The 21,253-nt window shown below is 69.0% G+C and carries 18 protein-coding genes and 1 pseudogene; all 19 read right to left on the minus strand.

The window, feature by feature from the left end; translation table 11 throughout:
• Positions 1-4 precede the first annotated feature (4 nt).
• Complete coding sequence (gene metK / locus IM776_RS07995; RefSeq protein WP_194419568.1) at positions 5-1,201, minus strand: methionine adenosyltransferase; 1,197 nt, start codon at positions 1,199-1,201, stop codon at positions 5-7.
• 14 nt (positions 1,202-1,215) lie between these two features.
• Positions 1,216-1,473: a DNA-directed RNA polymerase subunit omega gene (rpoZ, locus tag IM776_RS08000; RefSeq protein WP_144796134.1), complete on the minus strand. Its 258-nt coding sequence runs from the start codon at positions 1,471-1,473 to the stop codon at positions 1,216-1,218.
• Between the two features lie 65 nt (positions 1,474-1,538).
• Positions 1,539-2,459 carry a guanylate kinase gene (gene gmk, locus IM776_RS08005; protein ID WP_194419569.1) on the minus strand — a complete coding sequence of 307 codons (921 nt, stop codon included), beginning with the start codon at positions 2,457-2,459 and terminating at the stop codon, positions 1,539-1,541.
• Positions 2,452-3,297: an orotidine-5'-phosphate decarboxylase gene (gene pyrF / locus IM776_RS08010; protein WP_194419570.1), complete on the minus strand. Its 846-nt coding sequence runs from the start codon at positions 3,295-3,297 to the stop codon at positions 2,452-2,454. The genes gmk and pyrF overlap by 8 nt, the downstream gene beginning before the upstream one ends.
• The gene (gene carB, locus IM776_RS08015) at positions 3,294-6,584 is read right to left on the minus strand and encodes a carbamoyl-phosphate synthase large subunit (protein WP_194419571.1); all 3,291 of its coding nucleotides are present in this window, start codon (positions 6,582-6,584) and stop codon (positions 3,294-3,296) included. Before carB ends, pyrF begins: the two co-directional genes overlap by 4 nt.
• Positions 6,584-7,726, minus strand: a complete 1,143-nt coding sequence (gene carA, locus IM776_RS08020) for a glutamine-hydrolyzing carbamoyl-phosphate synthase small subunit (protein ID WP_194422558.1) — start codon at positions 7,724-7,726, stop codon at positions 6,584-6,586. Before carA ends, carB begins: the two co-directional genes overlap by 1 nt.
• Before the next feature lie 26 nt (positions 7,727-7,752).
• On the minus strand, positions 7,753-8,262 hold the full coding sequence (locus tag IM776_RS08025) for a PH-like domain-containing protein (protein WP_194419572.1): 510 nt from the start codon (positions 8,260-8,262) through the stop codon (positions 7,753-7,755).
• Complete coding sequence (locus IM776_RS08030) at positions 8,259-9,563, minus strand: dihydroorotase (protein WP_194419573.1); 1,305 nt, start codon at positions 9,561-9,563, stop codon at positions 8,259-8,261. The genes IM776_RS08025 and IM776_RS08030 overlap by 4 nt, the downstream gene beginning before the upstream one ends.
• Positions 9,560-10,525, minus strand: a complete 966-nt coding sequence (locus IM776_RS08035) for an aspartate carbamoyltransferase catalytic subunit (protein ID WP_194419574.1) — start codon at positions 10,523-10,525, stop codon at positions 9,560-9,562. Before IM776_RS08035 ends, IM776_RS08030 begins: the two co-directional genes overlap by 4 nt.
• Positions 10,522-11,055: pseudogene (gene pyrR, locus IM776_RS08040) on the minus strand (bifunctional pyr operon transcriptional regulator/uracil phosphoribosyltransferase PyrR); the annotation flags it as partial. The pseudogene pyrR and the gene IM776_RS08035, both read right to left, overlap by 4 nt.
• Positions 11,056-11,161: 106 nt before the next feature.
• Positions 11,162-12,739, minus strand: coding sequence for a Rieske 2Fe-2S domain-containing protein (locus IM776_RS08045; protein WP_194419576.1), 1,578 nt, complete (start codon positions 12,737-12,739; stop codon positions 11,162-11,164).
• A 92-nt stretch (positions 12,740-12,831) separates the two neighbouring features.
• On the minus strand, positions 12,832-16,101 hold the full coding sequence (locus IM776_RS08050; protein ID WP_194419577.1) for a DEAD/DEAH box helicase: 3,270 nt from the start codon (positions 16,099-16,101) through the stop codon (positions 12,832-12,834).
• A gap of 35 nt (positions 16,102-16,136) precedes the next feature.
• The gene (gene nusB, locus IM776_RS08055; RefSeq protein ID WP_194419578.1) at positions 16,137-16,547 is read right to left on the minus strand and encodes a transcription antitermination factor NusB; all 411 of its coding nucleotides are present in this window, start codon (positions 16,545-16,547) and stop codon (positions 16,137-16,139) included.
• Positions 16,548-16,550: 3 nt separating this feature from the next.
• Positions 16,551-17,111 carry an elongation factor P gene (gene efp / locus IM776_RS08060; RefSeq protein ID WP_194419579.1) on the minus strand — a complete coding sequence of 187 codons (561 nt, stop codon included), beginning with the start codon at positions 17,109-17,111 and terminating at the stop codon, positions 16,551-16,553.
• A gap of 62 nt (positions 17,112-17,173) precedes the next feature.
• Complete coding sequence (locus IM776_RS08065) at positions 17,174-17,611, minus strand: type II 3-dehydroquinate dehydratase (RefSeq protein ID WP_194419580.1); 438 nt, start codon at positions 17,609-17,611, stop codon at positions 17,174-17,176.
• Entirely contained in the window at positions 17,608-18,696 is a 1,089-nt protein-coding gene (gene aroB / locus IM776_RS08070; RefSeq protein ID WP_194419581.1) for a 3-dehydroquinate synthase, read from the minus strand. The genes IM776_RS08065 and aroB overlap by 4 nt, the downstream gene beginning before the upstream one ends.
• A complete protein-coding gene (locus IM776_RS08075; protein WP_194419582.1) occupies positions 18,693-19,211 on the minus strand; it encodes a shikimate kinase in 519 nt (172 codons plus the stop codon). The genes aroB and IM776_RS08075 overlap by 4 nt, the downstream gene beginning before the upstream one ends.
• Complete coding sequence (aroC, locus tag IM776_RS08080) at positions 19,198-20,427, minus strand: chorismate synthase (RefSeq protein WP_194419583.1); 1,230 nt, start codon at positions 20,425-20,427, stop codon at positions 19,198-19,200. Before aroC ends, IM776_RS08075 begins: the two co-directional genes overlap by 14 nt.
• Positions 20,428-20,431: 4 nt before the next feature.
• A complete protein-coding gene (locus IM776_RS08085; RefSeq protein WP_194419584.1) occupies positions 20,432-21,253 on the minus strand; it encodes a shikimate dehydrogenase in 822 nt (273 codons plus the stop codon).

The raw sequence follows: 21,253 nt of genomic DNA on the forward strand, positions 1-21,253 counted from the left end.
CGCATCACAGCCCCGCGGCGCGGCGCAGCTCGTCGGCGCGCTCGGTGCGCTCCCAGGTGAAGTCCGGCAGCTCGCGGCCGAAGTGACCGTATGCGGCGGTCTGACGATAGATCGGACGCAGCAGGTCGAGCTGCTCGATGATCGCCTGCGGGCGCAGATCGAAGACCTGCCGGATGGCGTTCGTGATCACCTCGTCGGAGACGCGGCCGGTGCCGAATGTCTCGACGTACAGCCCCACGGGGCGTGCGACGCCGATCGCGTAGGCGACCTGGACTTCGAGGCGGTCGGCAAGACCTGCCGCGACCGCGTTCTTGGCGACCCAGCGCATGGCATAGGCGCCGGACCGGTCGACCTTGGACGGGTCCTTGCCGCTGAACGCTCCGCCGCCGTGCCGAGCGGCGCCGCCGTAGGTGTCGATGATGATCTTGCGGCCGGTGAGACCGGCATCGCCCTTCGGTCCGCCCGTCACGAAGGGCCCCGCGGGGTTGATGAAGTAGCGGTCGCCCGACGGCATCTCGAGTCCGGTGTTCTCCAGCACCGGGTCGATGACCAGCCGCCGCACTTGTTCTTTGAGCTCGTCCTGCGACACGTCGGGGTGGTGCTGCGTCGACAGCACGACGGCGTCGATCGTCTTGGGGGTGAAGCCCTCGTAGCCGAGCGTGACCTGCGTCTTGCCGTCGGGGCGCAGGAAGCCGAGCTCGCCGGATCGGCGAACCTCGGTCAGTCGCTCCGCAATCCGGTGGGCGGTGTGTCCGGCCATCGGCATGAGTTCGGGCGTTTCGACGGTGGCGAAGCCGAACATGATGCCCTGGTCGCCGGCGCCGAGGCCGTCCAGCGCGTCGCTGGAGCTGCCGTCGCGGTGCTCCTGTGCGAGGTCGACACCGTGGGCGATATCGCTGGACTGCTCCCCCACCGATACGCTCACGCCGCACGAGTCTCCGTCGAAGCCGGTCTCGCTCGAGGTGTAGCCGATGCCGTTCACGACCTCGCGGACGATGGTCGGGATGTCGACGTACGCCTCGGTGCGGATCTCGCCGGCGACGTGCACGAGACCGGTCGTGACCAGGGTCTCGACCGCGACGCGCGATGCGGGGTCCTTGGCGAGCAGGCCGTCGAGGATGCTGTCCGAGATCTGGTCGCAGATCTTGTCGGGGTGCCCCTCGGTGACGGATTCAGATGTGAAAAGGCGCAGTGCGTTCACCTCGGAGGCAGCCTTCACTCGACGTGGCGAAGGCGGAGCTTGTCCTCGTTGATCTCATGCAGCGCGATGGTCAGCGGCTTGTCCTCGACGGACGAGTCGACCAGCGGTCCGACGTTGTCGAACAGGTTGCCCTCGTGCAGATCTGCGTAGTAGTCGTTGATCTGGCGGGCGCGCTTGGACGCGTAGATGACCAGCTCGTACTTCGACTCGACGCGGTCGAGCAGGTTGTCGATGGGCGGGTCGATGATGCCCTTGGTGTGGTGTCCGGCCATGGTGGGACCTCCAGATCAGGCGACGGGTTCGTCGCGAAGTCGAAACGGCGGGCGCGCGAAAGCATTCAGCGCGCGGTCGCCTCAGACAATTCTACGACCTCGCGCGCCGCCGCGGCGACGTCCTCGTTCACAATGCGGTAATCGAACTCGCTCTGAGCGGCCAGTTCGACCTTGGCGGTGCGCAGGCGACGGGTGCGCTCCTCCTCGTTCTCGGTGCCGCGTCCGACCAATCGGTGCACGAGCTCGTCCCACGATGGCGGCAGTAGGAAGATCAGGGTCGCTGACGGTTCTGCGGCCCTCACCTGCCGTGCGCCCTGCAGGTCGATCTCGAGAAGGACCGTCTTGCCCTCGGCGAGAGCCGCGTCGATCGGCGCGCGCGGCGTGCCGTAGCGGGAGCGGTTGTGGACGACCGCGTACTCGAGCAGCTCGCCGTCGGCGATGAGCCGATCGAACTCGGCGTCGTCGACGAAGTAGTAGTGCACGCCGTCGACCTCGCCGGGACGCGGTGGGCGTGTCGTCGCGGATACCGATAGGTGGATCTCCGGGTGGTGCTCCCGGATGTAGCCGGCGACGGTGCCCTTGCCCACCGCCGTCGGGCCGGCGAGCACGAGGAGCCGGCTGCGTCCGGCGCGGGGCGCGGATGCCGGGAAGCGCTCGTCGAGCCAGTTCGTGAGGCTCACCCGCTGCCGCACACCCAGACCGCCGAGACGCTTGACGGGCGAGATGTCGAGGTCGAGCAGCACGCGGTCGCGCTTGCCGACGCCGATCGCGGGCAGAGCAAGGAGGAAGTCGGTGATGCGCATGGAGCCTGCCACCGATTCCGCGTCGGCGAACGCCTGTGCCGCGACGGACTGCGGGGTGACGACGCGCATGGTCAGATCGCGCTTCAGCGATGCACGGGCGCGACGCCGCTCCACGGCGCGGCGTGCGGCCGCGGCGCGATCCACTTCGGGGACGGTGCGCGTGGAGACGCTGCGCTCAGACATCGAGTGCCTTCCGATAGTGGGCGACGCGGTTGTCGATCGCCGTGACGATGCCGTCCGGGCCGGCGGAGAGGATGCTGCGGCTTTCGGAGGCGATCACCATCGACGCGGATGCCCTGAAGCGCGCATGCAGGTCGGCGGGGCCGGCGCCCTGCGCGCCGAATCCTGGAGCGAGGATGGGGGCGGGAGGGGCGAACGGCGTGAGTCCGGCGTCGGTCCAGTCGACGGTCGCCCCGATCACGAAGCCGAGGCTCCCCCACTCGCCGACCGGGGTGGCCGCGGCGTTGCGGGTGCAGACCTGCGACACGATCTCTGCCGAGACCGCCTGCTCTGCCGCGGTGCGGGCGCGCTGCAGACCTGCGGCCTCGGGATTGCTCGTCGCGGCGAGCACGAACACGCCCTTGCCGTGCCCGTGGGCACGCGCGAAGGTGCTGTCGAGAGCGCCGACGCCGAGGAACGGATTCACCGTCACTGCGTCGGCCTCCAGCGGCGAGCCGGGCGTGAGCCAGGCTTCGGCGTACGCGTCCATGGTCGTTCCGATGTCGCCGCGCTTGGCGTCGGCGATCACGATGAGGCCGGCATCCCGCGCCGCTCGCAGCACGTCTTCGAGCGCCGCGAATCCTGCGGAGCCGAAACGCTCGAAGAACGACACCTGCGGCTTCACGATGCCGACCCGACCCGAGGCGGCATCCACGGTCCGCAGGCCGAACTCGCGCACGCCGGCGGCGGAGTCCTCGAGTCCCCAGGAGCCGAGCAGCGCCGCGTGCGGGTCGATGCCGACGCAGAGCGGACCGCGTGCGGCCAGCGCCGCACGGATCCGCTCGCCGAACCGTCCGGTCACAGGGCCGCCTGACGATCGAGCGCGTACTCCTGCAGGCTTCTGACCTCGAAGCCCTCGTCGGCGGCATCCATCCCGCTGACCGCGGCGCCGAGCACCGCGATCGTCGTGAACAGCGCTTTGTCCGCCGCGACGGCGGCCGCGCGGATCTCGTAGCCGTCGGCGCGCGCCGCACCGCCGGAGGGCGTGTTCACGACGATGTCGATCCGCCCGTCGTTGATGAGGTCGACGATGTTCTCGCCTCCGCCGTCGTGCTGGGTCTCGCTGAACTTCGCGACGACCGTCACCTGGATGCCGTTGCGCGAGAGGATCTCGGCGGTGCCCTCGGTCGCGACCAGGTTGAAGCCGAGCTGCTGCAACCGGTGGGCGGGCAGGATCACCGCGCGCTTGTCGGCGTCAGCGACCGAGATGAAGACGGTGCCCGAGGTGGGCATGCCGCCGTAGGCCGCCGCCTGGCTCTTCGCGAACGCGGTCGGGAAGTCCTTGTCGATTCCCATGACCTCACCGGTCGAGCGCATCTCCGGCCCGAGTACGGAGTCGACGATCTTGCCGTCCTTGGTGCGGAATCGCTTGAAGGGCAGGACCGCCTCCTTGACGGAGACCGGCGACCCGAGCGGAACCCGTGAGCCGTCGGAGGTGGGCAGGAGGCCCTCGTCCTTGAGCTCGGCGATGGTGGTCCCGGCCATGATGCGGCTGGCGGCCTTAGCCATCGGGATGCCGAGCGCCTTGGACACGAACGGCACCGTGCGGCTGGCGCGCGGGTTGGCCTCGATGACGTAGAGCACGCCGGCGCTGATCGCGAACTGCACGTTCAGCAGTCCGCGCACACCCACGCCCTCGGCGATCGCGAGCGTCGCCTCACGGACGCGGTCGACGTCGCTGCGCCCCAGTGAGATCGGCGGGAGCGTGCAGCTCGAGTCGCCGGAGTGGATGCCGGCCTCCTCGAGGTGCTCCATCACGCCGCCGATGTACAGTTCGTGGCCGTCGTACAGCGCGTCGACGTCGAGCTCGATCGCGTCGTCGAGGAACCGGTCGACCAGCAGCGGCGTGCCGGGTCCGACGATGACCTCGCCGGCGGTGCGCACGAAGTAGTCGCGCAGGCTCGGGGTGTCGTAGACGATCTCCATGCCGCGGCCGCCGAGCACGAAGCTCGGGCGCACCAGCACCGGGTAGCCGATGTCCTCGGCGATGGTGACGGCGCCGTCCACATCGATGGCCGTTCCGTGACGCGGGGCGACGAGGTCTGCGGAGGCGAGCAGCTGCGAGAACAGCTCGCGCTCCTCGGCGATGTCGATCGCCTCGGGGCTGGTGCCGAGCACCGTGTAGCCGGCGGCCTGGATGCCCTTGGCGAGGCCCAGTGGTGTCTGCCCGCCGAGCTGGCAGACGACGCCCAGGATCGTGCCGCTGGCGGCTTCGGCGTCGAGCACCTCGAGCACGTCCTCGAGCGTGAGCGGCTCGAAGTACAGGCGGTCGCTAGTGTCGTAGTCGGTCGAGACCGTCTCGGGGTTGCAGTTGACCATCACGGTCTCGTACCCCGCGTCGGACAGCGCGAACGAGGCGTGTACGCACGAGTAGTCGAATTCGACGCCCTGTCCGATGCGGTTCGGGCCCGAACCGATGATGACCACCTTGGTGCGCTCGGACGGCGCGACCTCGGTCTCGAAGTCGTAGCTCGAGTAGTGGTACGGGGTCAGCGCCGGGAACTCGCCCGCGCAGGTGTCTACCGTCTTGTAGACCGGGCGGATACCGAGACCGTGGCGGACGCCCCGGACCTCCGCCTCCGTGGTGTCGCGCAGCTGAGCGATCTGCGCGTCGGAGAAGCCGTGCTCCTTGGCGTAGCGGATCGTTTCGGCGTCCAGCTCGCCGGCGGTGCGGACGTGCTCGGCGACCTCGTTGATCAGCACGATCTGGTCGAGGAACCAGGGGTCGATCGCGGTCGCGTCGAACGCCTGCTCGATCGTCGCGCCCTTGCGCAGCGCCTGCTGCAGCACGACGATCCGGCCGTCGGTCGGGGTCTTCGAGATCTCGAGCAGCTCTTCCATCGAGCGGGTCTCCGCGCCCCAGTGGAAGCTGGATCCACGCTTCTCGAGCGAGCGCAGGGCCTTCTGCAGCGCCGTGGCGTAGTTGCGGCCGATCGCCATGGCCTCGCCGACCGACTTCATGGTGGTGGTGAGCGTGGCATCCGCCGCCGGAAACTTCTCGAACGCGAAGCGGGGCACCTTGACGACGACGTAGTCGAGCGTGGGCTCGAAGCTCGCGGGCGTCACGCCGGTGATGTCGTTCGGGATCTCGTCCAGGCGGTAGCCGAGTGCGAGCTTGGCGGCGAGCTTCGCGATCGGGAACCCGGTCGCCTTGGACGCCAGCGCGCTCGAGCGCGAGACGCGCGGGTTCATCTCGATGACGATGATGCGTCCGGTCTCGGGGTTCACCGCGAACTGGATGTTGCAGCCGCCGGTGTCGACGCCGACGGCGCGGATGATGTCGATGCCGATGTCGCGGAGCTTCTGGTACTCGCGGTCGGTGAGCGTCAGTGCCGGAGCGACAGTGATCGAATCGCCGGTATGCACGCCGACCGGATCGACGTTCTCGATGGAGCAGACGACGACCGTGTTGTCGGCGGTGTCGCGCATGAGCTCGAGCTCGTACTCCTTCCAGCCGAGGATCGATTCCTCCAGCAGCACCTCGTTCGTCGGCGAATCGTGCAGGCCGGCGCCGCCGATCCGGCGGAGGTCCTTCTCGTCGTATGCGAAGCCCGAGCCGAGGCCGCCCATCGTGAAGCTGGGCCGGACGACCAGCGGGTAGCCGAGCTTCTCGGCGCCGGCGATGAGCTCGTCCATGGTGTGGCAGATGACGGATGCCGCGACGTCGGCGCCCGCCTCGAGGACGAGCTCCTTGAAGATCTGGCGATCCTCGCCCTTCTCGATCGCCTCGACCTTGGCGCCGATGAGCTCGACGTCGTACTTGGCGAGGATGCCCTGCTTGTCGAGCGCCATCGCGGCGTTGAGCGCCGTCTGGCCACCCAGGGTCGGGAGGATCGCGTCCGGCTTCTCCTTGGCGATGATCGTCTCGATCACCTCGGGGGTGATCGGCTCGATGTAGGTGGCGTCCGCGAAGTCGGGATCGGTCATGATCGTGGCCGGGTTGGAGTTGACGAGGATGACGCGCACGCCCTCCTCGCGCAGCACGCGGCAGGCCTGGGTTCCGGAGTAGTCGAACTCGCAGGCCTGACCGATGACGATCGGACCGGAGCCGATGACGAGGACGGAGTTGATGTCGTCGCGCTTCGGCATTACTTGGTGTCCTTCTTGTCGTTGTGCGCGATGACCAGGTCGCGGAAGCGGTCGAACAGGTAGTTGGCGTCGTGCGGGCCCGCTGCGGCCTCGGGGTGGTACTGCACGGAGAACGCCGGGATGTCGAGGGCGCGCAGGCCCTCGACCACGTTGTCGTTGAGGCCCACGTGGCTGACCTCGACCTTGCCGTAGCCGTTCGGGCTGTCGAAGGAGCCCTCCAGCGGGGCCTCGACCGCGAACCCGTGGTTGTGGGCGGTGATCTCCACCTTGCCGGTGGACTTGTCGAGCACGGGCTGGTTGATGCCGCGGTGGCCGAAGGGCAGCTTGTAGGTGCCGAGGCCAAGGGCACGCCCGAGCAGCTGATTGCCGAAGCAGATCCCGAAGAAGGGCAGCCCGTCATCGAGCACGGAGCGCAGCAGCTCGACGTGGTCTCCCGAAGCCGCCGGGTCGCCGGGGCCGTTGGAGTAGAACACGGCCACTGGGTCGATGGCGCGGATCTCGGCGATCGTGGCGGTCTGCGGCAGGACGTGCACCTCGAAGCCGCGCGCGGCGAGGTTGTCGATCGTCGCCTGCTTCACGCCGAGGTCGAGGACGGCGAGGTTGCCGATCCGCTCCCCGACGGAGGCAGTGACCGTGGCGACCTCGACGGACACCTGAGCCGAGAGGTTCTGGCCGCTCATCTCGGGCGCCTGCTGCACGAGGCGCAGCTGCTCCTCGCCGTCGAGCGCGGCATCCGCGCCGGAGAAGATGCCGCCGCGCATGGATCCGTCCGAGCGGATGCGGCGGGTGACGGCACGCGTGTCGATGCCGCTGATTCCGACGATGCCGTCGTGGACGAGGACCTCATCGAGTGAGGCGTTCGCACGCCAGTTCGACACGACGCGGGATGGGTCGCGCACGATGTAGCCGGCGACCCAGATGCGGCGGGACTCGGTGTCCTCGTCGTTCATGCCGGTGTTGCCGATGTGCGGCGCGGTCTGCAGGACGATCTGGCCCGCGTAGGACGGATCAGTGAGGGTCTCCTGGTAGCCGGACATGCCGGTGGCGAAGACGACCTCTCCAAGAGTGGTTCCCTCGGCGCCGTAGGCGCGTCCGTGGTATCGGGTGCCGTCTTCCAGCACGAGGACGGCGGCTGCCGGCATCCGGTCGTTCGATGGGTTTGAGCTTGTCAAGACGTGGCTCCTGTGTCGTGTGCGGGGATCAGCCGCTGAAGTTCGGAGATGAGGGTGTCGGGGGCACCCGCCGTAGGGCGCAGGTACGAGTCGACGATGGTGTCGGCATTCACGTTCCATGCGACGCGGACGAGGCCACCCGATTCGACGACGCGGTCGATCGTGACGGTTGCGCGGTCGACGCCGGAGAGCTTGTCCTTGGCGAGGAACACGGTCGGCGCCCCGTCGAGGCAGAGCGCTGCTCCGCGATCGGTGATGGCCAGCTCGCCGCGCGCACGGTACGCGAGTGGTGCGATCGCCAGTCGTTCGAGGGGCTGATCGTGGCGCGTGGTGGAGACGTAGAGGACCTCGTGCCTGCTGAGGACTTCGGCATGCTCCGGCACACCCAGCGGTGCGCTGTACGCCGCGTCGCGCCCCAATCGTCGTCGCCAGGCGAACAGCATCCCGAGCAGCACGAGCACGGCGACGCCAATCGTGATGGCGACGGCGATGTCCCGCGCGCTCACGAGTTCAGCTCCTCGACGACGGTTCCGGCGGCAAGGGTGACGACGCCGTTGTGGATGGTCCACTCCACGCGCCCCGGCAGCTCACGCCCCAGGTACGGGGAGTTCTCGCTGCGCCCGTGCAGGTCGGCGGTGCTGAACGTACGCGCGACGCTGGGATCGTAGAGGGTGATCTGCGCGGGGCGGCCGACCTCGAGCGGTGTGCCGTGGCCGTCGAGCATGCCGATCCGGGCGGGAGCTGCGCTCATGACGCGTGCGACGCCTGCCCAGTCGAGCAGTCCGGTCTGCACCATCGACTGGTGCACGCCGCTCAGGGCGCTCTCCAGGCCCACCATGCCGTTGGCAGCCGCCTGCCACTCGCAGGCCTTGCTCTCGACCGGATGCGGTGCGTGGTCGGTCGCGACGATGTCGATCGTGCCGTCGGCGAGGCCCTCGCGGACCGCGAGGACGTCCTCCTCGCGGCGCAGCGGCGGGTTGACCTTGTACCGGGCGTCGTAGCCGCGCACGAGCTCATCGGTCAGCAGCAGGTGGTGCGGGGTGACTTCGGCGGTCACGTCGATCCCGCGCTTCTTGGCCCAGCGGATGATGTCGACGGACCCCGCGGTGGACAGGTGGCAGACGTGCAGGCGCGAGCCGACGTGCTCGGCGAGGAGCACGTCGCGGGCGATGATCGACTCCTCGGCGACCGCCGGCCAGCCGGCGAGTCCGAGCTCCGCCGACACGACGCCCTCGTTCATCTGGGCGCCCTCGGTGAGACGTGGATCCTGCGCGTGCTGGGCGATGACGCCGCCGAACGCCTTCACGTATTCGAGAGCGCGGCGCATGATGAGGGGGTCGAACACGCAGAAGCCGTCGTCGCTGAAGACTCGGACCTTCGCGCGGGAGTTCGCCATCGCGCCGAGCTCGGCGAGGCGCTCGCCCTTCTGCCCGACGGTGACGGCGCCGATCGGCTGCACGGTGGCATAGCCGGCTGCCTCGCCGAGTGCGAGCTCCTGCTCGACGACGCCGGCCGAATCGGCGACCGGTGACGTGTTCGGCATCGCGAAGACGGCGGTGAAGCCGCCCGCCGCGGCAGCGCGCGTTCCGGTGAGGATCGTCTCGGACGCTTCGTACCCGGGTTCGCGGAGGTGCGTGTGCAGGTCCACGAGGCCCGGCAGTGCTACGAGGCCTTCGGCGTCGATCATGCGCGCGCCGCTGTGGCTGATCCCGGTGCCGATCTCGGCGATGACGCCGTCCTTCACGAGGATGTCGGCGCCGTCCGCGCCCAGCATCCGCGCACCGGTGATCACGAGGGTCTCGGTCACAGGTCTCTCCCTCGTTCGTCGTCTCGTTCTCCTGCAAGCAGCAGGTACAGCACGGCCATCCGCACGGACACCCCGTTGGCGACCTGCTCCAGCACTGTCGAGCGGGGCGAATCGGCTGCCGTGGATGAGATCTCCAGGCCGCGGTTCATGGGACCGGGGTGCATCACAATGCTATCTCCCGGGAGGGCGGCTGCGCGCACGGCGTCGAGCCCCCACGTGCGGGAATACTCCCGCTCACTCGGGAAATACGCGGCGTTCATGCGTTCGAGCTGAATGCGCAGCATCATGACGGCATCCGGACCGTCTGCGAGGGCGGCATCGAGGTCGTACATCACCCGGACCGGCCAGTGCGACATGTTCTGCGGAACCAGCGTCGGCGGGGACACCAGCGTGACCTCCGCGCCGAGCGTCGTGAGCAGCCACACGTTCGACCGCGCCACGCGGGAGTGCAGCACGTCGCCGACGATGACCACGCGGACGCCGACGAGATCGCGACCCCGGCTCTCTGCTCCGAATCGGCGCTTGCGGATGGTGAACGCGTCGAGCAGTGCCTGCGTCGGGTGCTCGTGCGTGCCGTCGCCGGCATTGACGACGCCGGCGGAGATCCAGCCGCTGGTCGCGAGCGTGCGCGGCGCACCGGATGCTGAGTGGCGGATGACGACGGCATCCGCCCCCATGGCCTGCAGGGTCTGCGCGGTGTCCTTGAGACTTTCGCCCTTCGACACGCTGGAGCCCTTCGCAGAGAAGTTGATGACGTCCGCGGAGAGTCGCTTGGCGGCGGCCTCGAACGAGATGCGCGTGCGCGTGGAGTCCTCGAAGAAGAGGTTCACCACGGTCTTGCCGCGCAGCGTCGGGAGCTTCTTGACCTCACGGGACTGGGTGTCGGACATGTCCTCGGCGACGTCGAGGATGCGCAGGGCGGCCTGGCGGTCGAGGGTCTGTGTGTCGAGGAGGTGTCTCATTCGCCGATCGTCACCTCATCGACGCCGTCGTTCTCGCTCAGGCGCACGTTGACGCGCTCGGTACGCGCGGATGGGATGTTCTTGCCCACGAAGTCGGGGCGGATCGGCAGTTCGCGGTGGCCCCGGTCGACGAGGATGGCCAGGCGCACGATGGCGGGCCTGCCGATCGACTGGATCGCGTCGAGGGCTGCGCGGATGCTGCGGCCGGAGAACAGCACGTCGTCGACGAGGACCACGGTCTTCCGCTCGATGCCGCCGGGCGGGATCTCGGTGGGCTGCGGAGAGCGGGTGGGGTGCTTGGCCAGGTCGTCCCGGAACAGGGTGACATCGAGCGATCCGGTGGGAACCGGCTGCTGGGCGATCGACTCGATCACCGTGGCCAGACGCTGGGCGAGCGCCACTCCCCTGGTCGGGATGCCGAGGAGGACGAGGCCGTCCGCGCCACGGTTCGATTCGAGGATCTCGTGCGCGATGCGGGTTAAGGCCCGCGAGATATCGGCTTGCTGCAGCACGGTGCGCGTGCTCATCCGCCGCTCCCTTCTCCGCCTCTCTGGACGGTGTTAAAGGTTGCTGATGAGTCGAGTATATCGTCCCGCCGGTTGAGGACTCCGACCCGTAGCCCGCAGAGGGAAGGGCTCAGGCGCCGAGCCGCAGCGCCTCCTCCGTCACCGGGCATCGCTCGGCGCGGATGTCGTGCCCTGTGGTGGTCAGGCACTTGCCCGTCTTGAGGTCCCACTTCCAGTCGTGCATACTGCACGTCAGGACGCCCTCTTCGTCGACCTTGCCGGTCTTCGTCAGGTCGGCGCGCAGGTGCGGGCAGCGGCGTTGGACGACCCAGTCGCCGATCTCGGCATCCTCGGTCTGGTCGGTCTGCTCGGAGTACCAGTTCTCGACGTACTCGATCCGGTCGACCGACAGGCACTTGAGGAACGTCGTCAGGAACTCGTTGAACTTGCCGCTGCGGCCCACCGAGAACTGCATCGACAGGAATATCGAGTTCGACCAGTCGATCTCCCGATCGCGGATGTTCGTCGAGACGAGGTCGGCCGGGATCGTGTACCAGTAGATGCACTCCTCGCCGGCGTACTCGCGCACCTTCGCCCGCGGGAAGTCGACGACCATGTCCAGGTCGCCGATGCGGAACCGGACGCAGCCGCCGACGCCGAGGCGGATCGTCCGCGACTTCTTCAGCAGCGGCTCCCACCAGGCTTTGATCTCGGCCAGGATCTCCTCGGCGGGAAGCACCTCGGCGCGCTCGGCTTCTTCGGCCCTGATCTCGTCCTGGCGGCTCGCGCGCTGCTCCTCGAGGTAATCCCACTTCTCGTCGAAGATGTGGTCGATCTCGGCCTGCGTGTACAGCGTCTGCTCGATCGAGACGAGCTTGCGGTCCTCCAGCGTCACGACGGTCCCTGGGACGAAGAGCTGCCCGTCGTACTGCGGCGCGAGCTCCTTCATGTGCGCGAGGAACTGCTTCTGGTCGGTGAAGATGGATTCGCCGTTGCGCCCGAATCCGTTGAAGTCGAACAGGTCGTCGCGCAGGAACATCGGCGGACCTGCCATCGGGAACACGTGCGGCGCATCGACCTTCTCGATGTAGTACATCGCGCGCTTGTTCTGCGCTTCGCGCTTGAGCCGGGCGAAGTTCTGCTTGGCGTCCAGCGGCAGGTCGTAGACCATCGGCCACCAGATCGCTCCGGAGACCTGGGTGAAGTACGCGTCGGGCTTGCCGAAGCCCAGCAGCTTCTCGAGGTCGAGCGGGTGCGAGTCGTTCTGATTCAGCACGGAGGCGGTGCCGTCGTCGACGCTCAGCGACGAGTCGCCGATGGGGCCGTCGCTCGGGGCGCGCAGCGGGGTGATCATGATCTTCAGCTCGCCGCGTTCGATGACCTGTCCGGCCGGCGCGTAGGTGATGTTCTCGTAACCGAGCGCGCGGATGTCCTGCTCGAGATCGTCGATCGGATACTCCGGCAGCAGCACCTCGATGTCACGGCGGATGTAGCGCTGCAGCAGCTTCGGGTCGAAGTGGTCGCGGTGCCGATGCGAGATGTACAGGAAGTCGGCTTCGCGCCCGAGCCTCTCCCAGTCCAGACCGCGGTTGTCGGGGAACGGGAACCAGGAGCCGAAGAACGAGGGCCCGAGAACCGGGTCGCAGATGATGTTTCCGCCGGTGGTCTCGATGAACATCCCGGCATGGCCGAGTCCGGTGATCCGCATTGCACTCCTCCAGGTGTGAACCCCTCGAGTCTAACGAGCGGCACCTGTGCGGCACGGGTGCCCGGCCGGGAGAAACCCGGATCCGCGCAGCGTCAGGCGTCGAACAGGCCGCGGATGTCCTCCGCTGTGAGCGACTGCGCGAACAGCGCCTCGTCGTCCATCACCGCGGTGAACAGTCGCGCCTTGCGCTGCTGCAGCGCCAGGACCTTCTCTTCGATGGTGCCGGACGAGATCATGCGGTAGACGAAGACCCGGTTGCGCTGTCCGATCCGGTGCGTCCGGTCGACCGCTTGCGCATCTGCGGCGGGATTCCACCACGGGTCGAGCATGAAGACGTAGTCGGCCTCGGTGAGGGTCAGCCCGAATCCGCCGGACTTCAGGCTGATGAGGAACACCGGCTGCTCCCCCGTGCGGAAGCCGTCGATGACCTCCTTGCGCCTGCGGGTCGAGCCGTCGAGGTAGGCGTACGCGATGCCCGCCTGCTCGAGTCGCTCGGCCGCGAGCTGCAGGAACGAGGTGAACTGGCTGAACACCAGGGCGCGGTGCCCCTCGGCACGAAGCTCGCTCACCCGATCGACGAGCGTGTCGAGCTTGCGCGAACCGATCTTCGCATCGTCCTCGTCGACCAGGCCGGGCGCGAGGCTCAGCATCCGCAGCATCGTCAGCGACCGGAACACGATGAATCTGTTGCGGTCGAGATCCTGCAGCAGCCCGAGCACCTTCTGCCGTTCACGCTGCAGGACGATGTCGTACAGGGCGCGGTGCGCCGGGCTGAGCTCGACGTGCAGCAGCTGCTCCTGCTTCTCGGGCAGGTCCGTGGCCACGAGTTCTTTCGTGCGCCGGAGCATGAGCGGACGGATGCGACGGCGCAGCCGCTCCAGCCTGCGCTGCCGGTACTCCCCGCCCTCCTCGTTCTCGGGGACCTTCCCCTGTTCGATCGGCTGGATGTAGTCCTGCCGGAACTTCCGCGCCGACGCGAAGAGCCCGGGAGCTGTGAGCTTCAGCAGTGCCCACAGATCACCGAGGCTGTTCTCCATCGGGGTGCCCGTGACCGCGAAAGTGACATCGGCGGGGATGGAGGCCACAGCACGGTGCAGTTTGGTCGCAGGGTTCTTCACGAACTGCGCCTCGTCGAGGACGAGCACGGCCCATCGCGCGGCGGCGTACTCCTCGGCCTCCAATCGCGCCAGCGTATACGAGGTGACCACGACGTCGGCGTCGCGCGCGGCATCCGCGATCGACCCGTCACGACGGGTGCGGGTCCCCTCGACGACGCGCACGCGAAGCGAGGGAGCGAAGCGCGCGGCCTCTTCGCTCCAGGTCGACAGCACCGACGTGGGAGCGATCACGAGGAACGGCCGCTGCTCGCCGGTCTCGCGGGCGTGCAGCATGAGCGTGAGCAGCTGGATCGTCTTGCCCAGACCCATGTCGTCGGCGAGGATGCCGCCGAGGCGGTGGCCCCACAGGAAGGCCAGCCAGTCGAACCCGGCCTTCTGATATGGGCGCAGCTCGGCCTGCAGCTCGGCCGGCAGCGGAGCCGTCGGCACGCCGTTCGCCTCCCGCAGCCCCTCCGCCGTGGCGCGCCAGCCCGTTGCAGGCACCGCCTCGTCGGCGAGATCCTCGAATTCCTCCCAGAGGTCGGTCTGGTAGCGGCTGATCCGCGGGCCGGTCTCCCATTCGGCGAGTTCCGTGGCCTCGTCGATGAGCTCGCGAAGCGAGTCCAGCGCGGGGTGCGCGAGTGAGAAGTAGCTGCCGTCGACGAGCAGCAGCTTCGTGCGGCGCATGCTGAGCGCCGTGAACAGCGGGGCGAACGGGATGCTGCGCCCGTCGATCTTGACGATGACGCCGAGGTCGAACCAGTCCGGGTCGGAGCTCTCCACGGTCGACACGGTGATCTCGGGCGCACCGCTGAGCTCCTGGTAGGTTCTGGGCTTCCCGGTCACGACCACCTGGAGGCCCTCGCTCTTGAGTGCGGGCACGATGTGCGTGGCGAATTCTGCGGCGTCGACGTCGTGGAGTGTGCCCGACGCCGCGAACCCCTCCCCTGTCACCGCCTCCCACAACGTCGCCACGTCTTGAAGGGCCTCCTGCTCAGCGCTGTCGTCGCGGACGGCATCAGCGGTCGGGGCCAGCGAGAAGCGTCCGTGATCCCGGTAGGTCCATTCGATCGCGTAGTCGATGCGGTCGCCCGGCCGATGGACGAGCACGAGCGTCGCGACCGGCATCGGCACAGGAGGAAGCTCGACCGCGCCCACCGCCCGCACCAGCGCGCGGCGGGCGAGCGCCGGGTACGCATCGCGCAGGAAGGCGCTCTCCTCCGCTGCGGGCACGGCCAGCGGCCTCCGTGCGCTGATCAGCGCGTGCACGGCGGAGCTCAGCGGCACCTCCGCGAGCGTCACCTGCGCCCTGGCACCGAGAGTTGCCACGGCGTACACGCCGGAGTGACCGATGGTCCACACCGTCTCCGCGTCGACCGGATGCCCGTCGAGCACTACATCGGCGGCCACGGACAGGCCGTCGTCCGTCCGCTCGATCGCGGCGGTGACCTCGCCGGATTCCGCGAACGCGACGGAGAAGCTCTTCTGCGCCGTGATGAGCGGAATCCCTCGCTGTGCGCCGGCCCGCAGATGCGGCCAGAGCAGTCCCGACTCGACGTGATCGAGGATCAGCCAGTCCCCCGCGGTGCCGGAGAGCAGCGAGTCGCGGGCGATGCTCAGCAGTTCGGCGAACCAGCGCAGCTGCTCCGCCGGGAACTGCGTACCGGGACGGCGCACGGCATCCCAGGACGCTGCCCCCTGGATCCACGCCCCCGTGGATTCGCTGCGCATGAGCGGGCGGATCCCGAGGAGCAGTTCGCCGCCGCCTTTGACGACGTCGCGCACAGTCGCCGTGCGCACCGGCCGGGGCGCCCACTGATGCACGCCGCGCGCTGCGCGATGACGCACCTCGACGCCGAGCGCGAGGGGCGCGGTGCTCCCCGCCGCCGGCGGGGAGTCGAGCAGCACCCGCCAGGTCGGCGCCGCCGACGCGGTCGAGGTCTGCGCGGGCGAAGCGACCGGAGACGCATCGACGTCCGCATTGCTGGTGAGGATTGCCGCGACGATGTGCTTGCATCCCAGCCGGACAGGGCAGGTGCAGGTCGTCGAGGTGATCTCAGCGGCTTCGCGACCCCGAGCGACCCGTACGACGCACCGGTAGTCGGCGTCGCCGGAGCCGCGCACATCGGCTGTGAGCATCGTGAAGTCCGCGTTCCATGCTGTGCGGATCACCATGCCGGCGCGGGCATAAGCCCGACCGCGCTCGAGGCTGCCGGCATCCGTCACCCTTCGCAGGATGGCCAGGTCTATGAGCGGAGCGGGCATACCGGCATCCTCCCCGAGACGACCGACGACGGCGATCAGCTGGCGCGGGATACCCGTGCCAGCACGCCGTGCACGAACGCACCGGAGTCGTCGGTGGAGAATTCCTTGGCGAGCTCGACGGCCTCGTCGATCGCGACCGCGGTGGGCACCTGCTCGTTGTACAGGATCTCCCATGCGCCGATGCGCAGCAGAGCGCGGTCGACGGCCGGCATCCGCTCGAGCTTCCAGTCGCGGCTGTGCGTGACGATGCTCTCGTCGATGTCATCCTGGTGATCGATGATCCCGTCGACGATCTCGCGGGCGTACAGCCAGGAGGCCTCGCGGGCCGGCTCGCTGGCCGCGCGCTTGGCTTCCGCCGCGAGCGTGACGGCGAGCTCGTCCCCGCGGACGTCCGAGGAGAAGAGGATGTCGAGTGCGCGCTTGCGCGCCTTCGTCCGGGCGCCCACGCCTTACTTCTCGCGACCGAGGTAATCGCCCGTGCGGGTGTCGACCTTGATCTTGGTGCCGGTCTCGACGAACAGGGGCACCTGCATCTCGTAGCCGGTCTCGACGGTTGCGGGCTTGGTGCCGGCCGACGAGCGGTCGCCCTGCAGGCCCGGCTCCGAATAGGTCACCTCGAGGATGACGGACGCGGGGAGCTCGATGTAGAGCGGGTTGCCGTTGTTGAGCGCGATGGTGACCTGCTGGTTCTCGAGCAGGAAGTTCTTCGCGTCGCCCACGACCGCGGGGCTCAGCGTGATCTGGTCGTAGTCGGTCGCGTCCATGAAGACGAAGCCGTCGCCGTCGTCGTACAGGTATGTGAAGTCGCGGCGGTCGACGCTCTCGATGTCGACCTTGGCGCCGGCGTTGAACGTCTTGTCGTTGGTGCGGCCCGTGACGACGTTCTTCAGCTTGGTGCGGACGAAGGCGCCTCCCTTGCCAGGCTTGACGTGCTGGAACTCCACGACGGTCCAGAGCTGTCCGTCGAGGTTCAGGACGACGCCGTTCTTGATGTCTGCGGTGGATGCCATGCGGGAGAGTTCCGTTCGTCGGGGCGGGGGCCGCGTTCTGTGGAAGCGGCCGACAGTCGATTCTACGGGATGAGCGCCGTGAGCTGTGCGATGGCCGTCGCGTACCCGTTCACGCCCTCGCCGATGACGCGCACCGCGGCGACGTCGTGGAGGTACGAGAAGCGGCGGAACTCCTCACGGGCGTTCACGTCCGAGATGTGGATCTCGGCGAACGGGAGGTTCACTCCGGTCAGTGCGTCGCGCAGCGCGACCGAGGTGTGCGTGAGGCCGCCCGGGTTGATGACGATGCCCTGGCAGTCCTCGCGTGCGGCGTGGATCGCGTCGATCAGCACGCCCTCGTGGTTGCTCTGGATGCTGCGCAGCTCGAAGCCGGCCGCCTCTGCGGCATCGCCTGCGATCCGCTCGACGTCGGCCAGTGTCGCGGTGCCGTAGACGGCCGGGTCGCGGACGCCCAGGAGGTTGAGGTTCGGCCCGTTCACGAGCAGGATGCGGCGCGTCATGCTCCGACCTCCTGGTAGGCGGCGAACAGCAGCGACTCGTCCGGGGCCCGCAGCACCGTGGGCTTGGCGATGTCGTCGAGGACGATGAACCGCAGCATCCCGCCGCGGGACTTCTTGTCGCGCTGCATGGTGGCCAGCAGCTGCGGCCACGCGCCGGCGCGGTACGTGCTGGGCAGCCCGAGCGACTCCAGGATCGAACGGTGCCGGTCGACGGCGGCGTCGGAGAGGCGCCCGGCGAGGCGGGAGAGCTCGGCGGCGTACATCATGCCGATCGAGATCGCGGCGCCGTGGCGCCAGCGGTAGCGCTCGGCGTGCTCGATGGCGTGCCCGAGCGTGTGTCCGTAGTTGAGGATCTCGCGCTGCCCGGCCTCGCGGAAGTCCTCGGAGACGACCCGGGCCTTCATGTCGATCGCGAGCTCGACGGTGCGGCGGAACTCCGCCGTCGACGAGTCGACGGCGCGGGACGGGTCGGCCTCGATAACGTCGAGGATCTCGGGCGCCCAGATGAAGCCCGCCTTGACGACCTCGGCGTACCCGGCTGTCGCCTCGTGCGCGCTGAGGCTGCTCAGCTCGTCGAGGTCCCCGATCACTGCCCTCGGTGCCCAGAACGCGCCGACGAGGTTCTTGCCCTCTGCTGTGTTGACGCCGGTCTTGCCGCCGACGGAGGCGTCGACGAGACCGAGCACCGTGGTGGGGACCTGGACGACCTGGATGCCGCGCAGCCAGGTGGCCGCGACGAATCCCGCGAGGTCGGTGACCGCTCCCCCGCCGTAGCCGATCACGGCGTCGGTTCGGGTGAAGTCGGACTGGCCCATGATCTGCCAGCAGAACGCAGCGACCTCGATGCGCTTGCCCTGCTCGGCGTCGGGCACCTCGGCCAGCAGCACCTCGCGCTGCCCGTTCGCTGTGTCGGCGAGCAGCCGGTCGCGCAGCTCGGCGGCGCGGGCCGCGAGCGTCGGCGGGTGCACGACGAGGACCTTCCTGACCGCGGGATCGAGAGCGGCCGAGGCCTGATCGAGGATGCCCCGGCCGACGGTGACGTCGTAGGAGGCCTGCCCTGTGACGCTGATCGTGGTGGTGCTCATGCCTGTTCTCTCCTCCATGCCACGATCTCCTCGGCGATGCGCTGCATCGGCCGGTGAGAGGTGTCGAAGGTCGCATCCGCGACCTCTTCGTACCAGGCGCGGCGCTGTTCGTAGATCTCGTTCCAGCGGGTGATCGGATCATCGCTGCCGGCGAGCATCGGGCGGCCCCCGCCGCTGATGCGCCTCCGGACGGTCTCCGGCGTGACGGTGAGGAAGACGACCGGATGCCGCCGCAGCAGTTCACGCGTCTGCGTGGAAGCGACCGCACCGCCACCGACCGAGACGACCCCGCCCTCGTTCAGTGCCTCTGCGACCGCGGCGGCCTCCAGCGCCCGGAAGTGCGCTTCGCCGTGCGCGACGAACAGCTCGGGGATCGGGCCGTGCTCGGCGACGATCCGCTTGTCGGTGTCGATGAAGGCGACCGAGAGCTTCTTGGCGACACGACGGCCGACGCTGGTCTTGCCCGCGCCCATCGGGCCGACGAGCACGAGCGTCAGCGGCTCAGAACTGCTCATCGTGAGCGATCAGCGCGGCCTCGGAGGCTGGTGCGGTCCGCAGTTCGGCGGGGATCGCCGCGAGGTAGCCGTCGAGATTGCGCCGCGTCTCGCGGACGCTGTCGCCGCCGAACTTCTCGAGCACCGCGCGTGCGAGCTCCACCGCGACCATGGCCTCGGCCACGACTCCCGCCGCCGGGACGGCGCACACGTCGGAGCGCTGGTGGTGCGCGCTGGCGGCCTCGCCGGTGGCGGTGTCGATCGTGCGCAGCGCGTGCGGGACCGTGGCGATCGGCTTCATCCCCGCGCGGACGCGCAGCACCGTGCCGGTGGACATGCCGCCCTCCGTGCCGCCGGCGCGATCGGAGGCGCGGGTGATGCCGTCATCCGCGATGAACAGTTCGTCGTGCGCGGCCGAGCCGCGGCGGCGGGTGGTCTCGAATCCGTCGCCGACCTCGACGCCCTTGATCGCCTGGATGCTCATGAGCGCCTGTGCGAGGCGAGCGTCGAGGCGCCGGTCCCAGTGCACGTGCGACCCCAGCCCGGGCGGGAGTCCGTAGGCGAGCACCTCGACGATGCCGCCGAGGGTGTCGCCGGCCTTGCGGGCGTCGTCGACCTCGTCGACCATGCGCGCGGAAGTGCCCGCGTCGAAGCAGCGCAGCGGATCGGCGTCGAGAGCTTCGACGTCATCGGGCGTGGGCAGCACGGCGTCCTCCGGAGCGCGGACGGGCCCGATCGACAGGGTGTGGCTCACGAGCCGGATGCCGAGCTCGCCGAGGAACGCGCGTGCGACGGCGCCGAGGGCGACGCGCGCGGCGGTCTCGCGCGCGCTCGCGCGCTCGAGGATGGGGCGGGCCTCATCGAAGTCGTACTTCTGCATGCCGACGAGATCGGCGTGGCCGGGGCGCGGGCGGGTCAGCGGCGCCGACCGGCCGCGGGACTTTTCGGTGATCTCCACCGGCTCGGGGTTCATGACCTCGACCCACTTCGGCCACTCGGTGTTGCCGATGCGCAGTGCGATCGGGCTGCCGAGCGTCTTGCCGTGCCGCACGCCGCCGGAGATCGTGAGCTCATCCTGCTCGAACTTCATCCGGGAGCCGCGGCCGTAGCCGAGCTTGCGGCGCGCCAGATCGGCCTGGATCGCCTCGGAGGAGATCGGGACGCCGGAGGGAAGACCCTCCATGACGGCGATGAGTTCGGGGCCGTGCGATTCGCCGGCGGTGAGCACGCGGAGCATTGCTCTAGTCTCCCATGAGTGCCGATCGCATTTCGTCACGCACCCGGTGCTCGTCGTCGAGCACGTGCTGCGGATCACCGTGCACGAACACGCGCACCTGCCGGATCGCCTGATGCAGCAGCATCGCCAGGCCCGATTTTACCTGTCCGCCCTGCCAGATGCCCGCCAGCGCAGACGGCCACGGAGCGTACGCCGCCTCGAACAGGGCGCCGCCGGCGTCGCTGAGAGGAGCGGCGAGCTCGTCGCCCAGCACAGTGCCGCTCGGCAGCGTGGCCACGGTGAGATCGACAGGTGCGACCGGCGCTTCGAACCCGGTCACCGAGACCGCGATGCCCAGGCGTCCTCCGAGAGAGCGGAAGAGCTCGGCGCGTTCGGGCCTGCGGGCACGGATCTCCACGTAGTCGGCGCCGCCCTCGGCGACAGCGACGAGCGCCGACGCGGCCGTCGCGCCCGCGCCCAGGATGCGGGTGCGCGACATCGTGCGGGTGCCGCTCTCGGCGAGGGCGTCGAGGATGCCGCCGACGTCGGTGTTGAAACCTGCGGGCTCCGCACCGAGCAGGAGCGTGTTGACCGCACCGGTGAGCTGCGCGTGGTGGTCGCGCGACGCGGCCGCGGCGAACGCATGCTCCTTCAGCGGCATCGTCACGGACAACCCGCGCCAGGTGTCGTCGAGTGCGGCGAACGCGCTGGCGAAGCCTGCGGCATCCACCCGTCGGCGGCCGTAATGCCAGTCCAGGCCGAGTGCGCGATAGGCCGCGGCGTGCAGTATCGGCGACCTGCTGTGTGCGATCGGGTCGCCCCAGACTTCGAGGCGGTGTCCTCTCAC

The sequence above is a fragment of the Microbacterium abyssi genome (assembly GCF_015277895.1).
GTDB classification, from domain to species: Bacteria; Actinomycetota; Actinomycetes; order Actinomycetales; family Microbacteriaceae; genus Microbacterium; species Microbacterium abyssi.

What these genes read in the sequence shown, in the direction of transcription:
- rpoZ (WP_144796134.1), bottom strand. Translation starts at nt 1,473, where the DNA reads ATGGCCGGACACCACACCAAGGGCATCATCGACCCGCCCATCGACAAC.
- gmk (WP_194419569.1), bottom strand. Translation starts at nt 2,459, where the DNA reads ATGTCTGAGCGCAGCGTCTCCACGCGCACCGTCCCCGAAGTGGATCGC.
- carB (WP_194419571.1), bottom strand. Translation starts at nt 6,584, where the DNA reads ATGCCGAAGCGCGACGACATCAACTCCGTCCTCGTCATCGGCTCCGGT.
- carA (WP_194422558.1), bottom strand. Translation starts at nt 7,726, where the DNA reads ATGCCGGCAGCCGCCGTCCTCGTGCTGGAAGACGGCACCCGATACCAC.
- IM776_RS08035 (WP_194419574.1), bottom strand. Translation starts at nt 10,525, where the DNA reads ATGAGACACCTCCTCGACACACAGACCCTCGACCGCCAGGCCGCCCTG.
- IM776_RS08045 (WP_194419576.1), bottom strand. Translation starts at nt 12,739, where the DNA reads ATGCGGATCACCGGACTCGGCCATGCCGGGATGTTCATCGAGACCACC.
- IM776_RS08050 (WP_194419577.1), bottom strand. Translation starts at nt 16,101, where the DNA reads ATGCCCGCTCCGCTCATAGACCTGGCCATCCTGCGAAGGGTGACGGAT.
- efp (WP_194419579.1), bottom strand. Translation starts at nt 17,111, where the DNA reads ATGGCATCCACCGCAGACATCAAGAACGGCGTCGTCCTGAACCTCGAC.
- IM776_RS08065 (WP_194419580.1), bottom strand. Translation starts at nt 17,611, where the DNA reads ATGACGCGCCGCATCCTGCTCGTGAACGGGCCGAACCTCAACCTCCTG.
- aroB (WP_194419581.1), bottom strand. Translation starts at nt 18,696, where the DNA reads ATGAGCACCACCACGATCAGCGTCACAGGGCAGGCCTCCTACGACGTC.
- IM776_RS08075 (WP_194419582.1), bottom strand. Translation starts at nt 19,211, where the DNA reads ATGAGCAGTTCTGAGCCGCTGACGCTCGTGCTCGTCGGCCCGATGGGC.
- aroC (WP_194419583.1), bottom strand. Translation starts at nt 20,427, where the DNA reads ATGCTCCGCGTGCTCACCGCCGGCGAATCGCACGGCCCCGAACTCATC.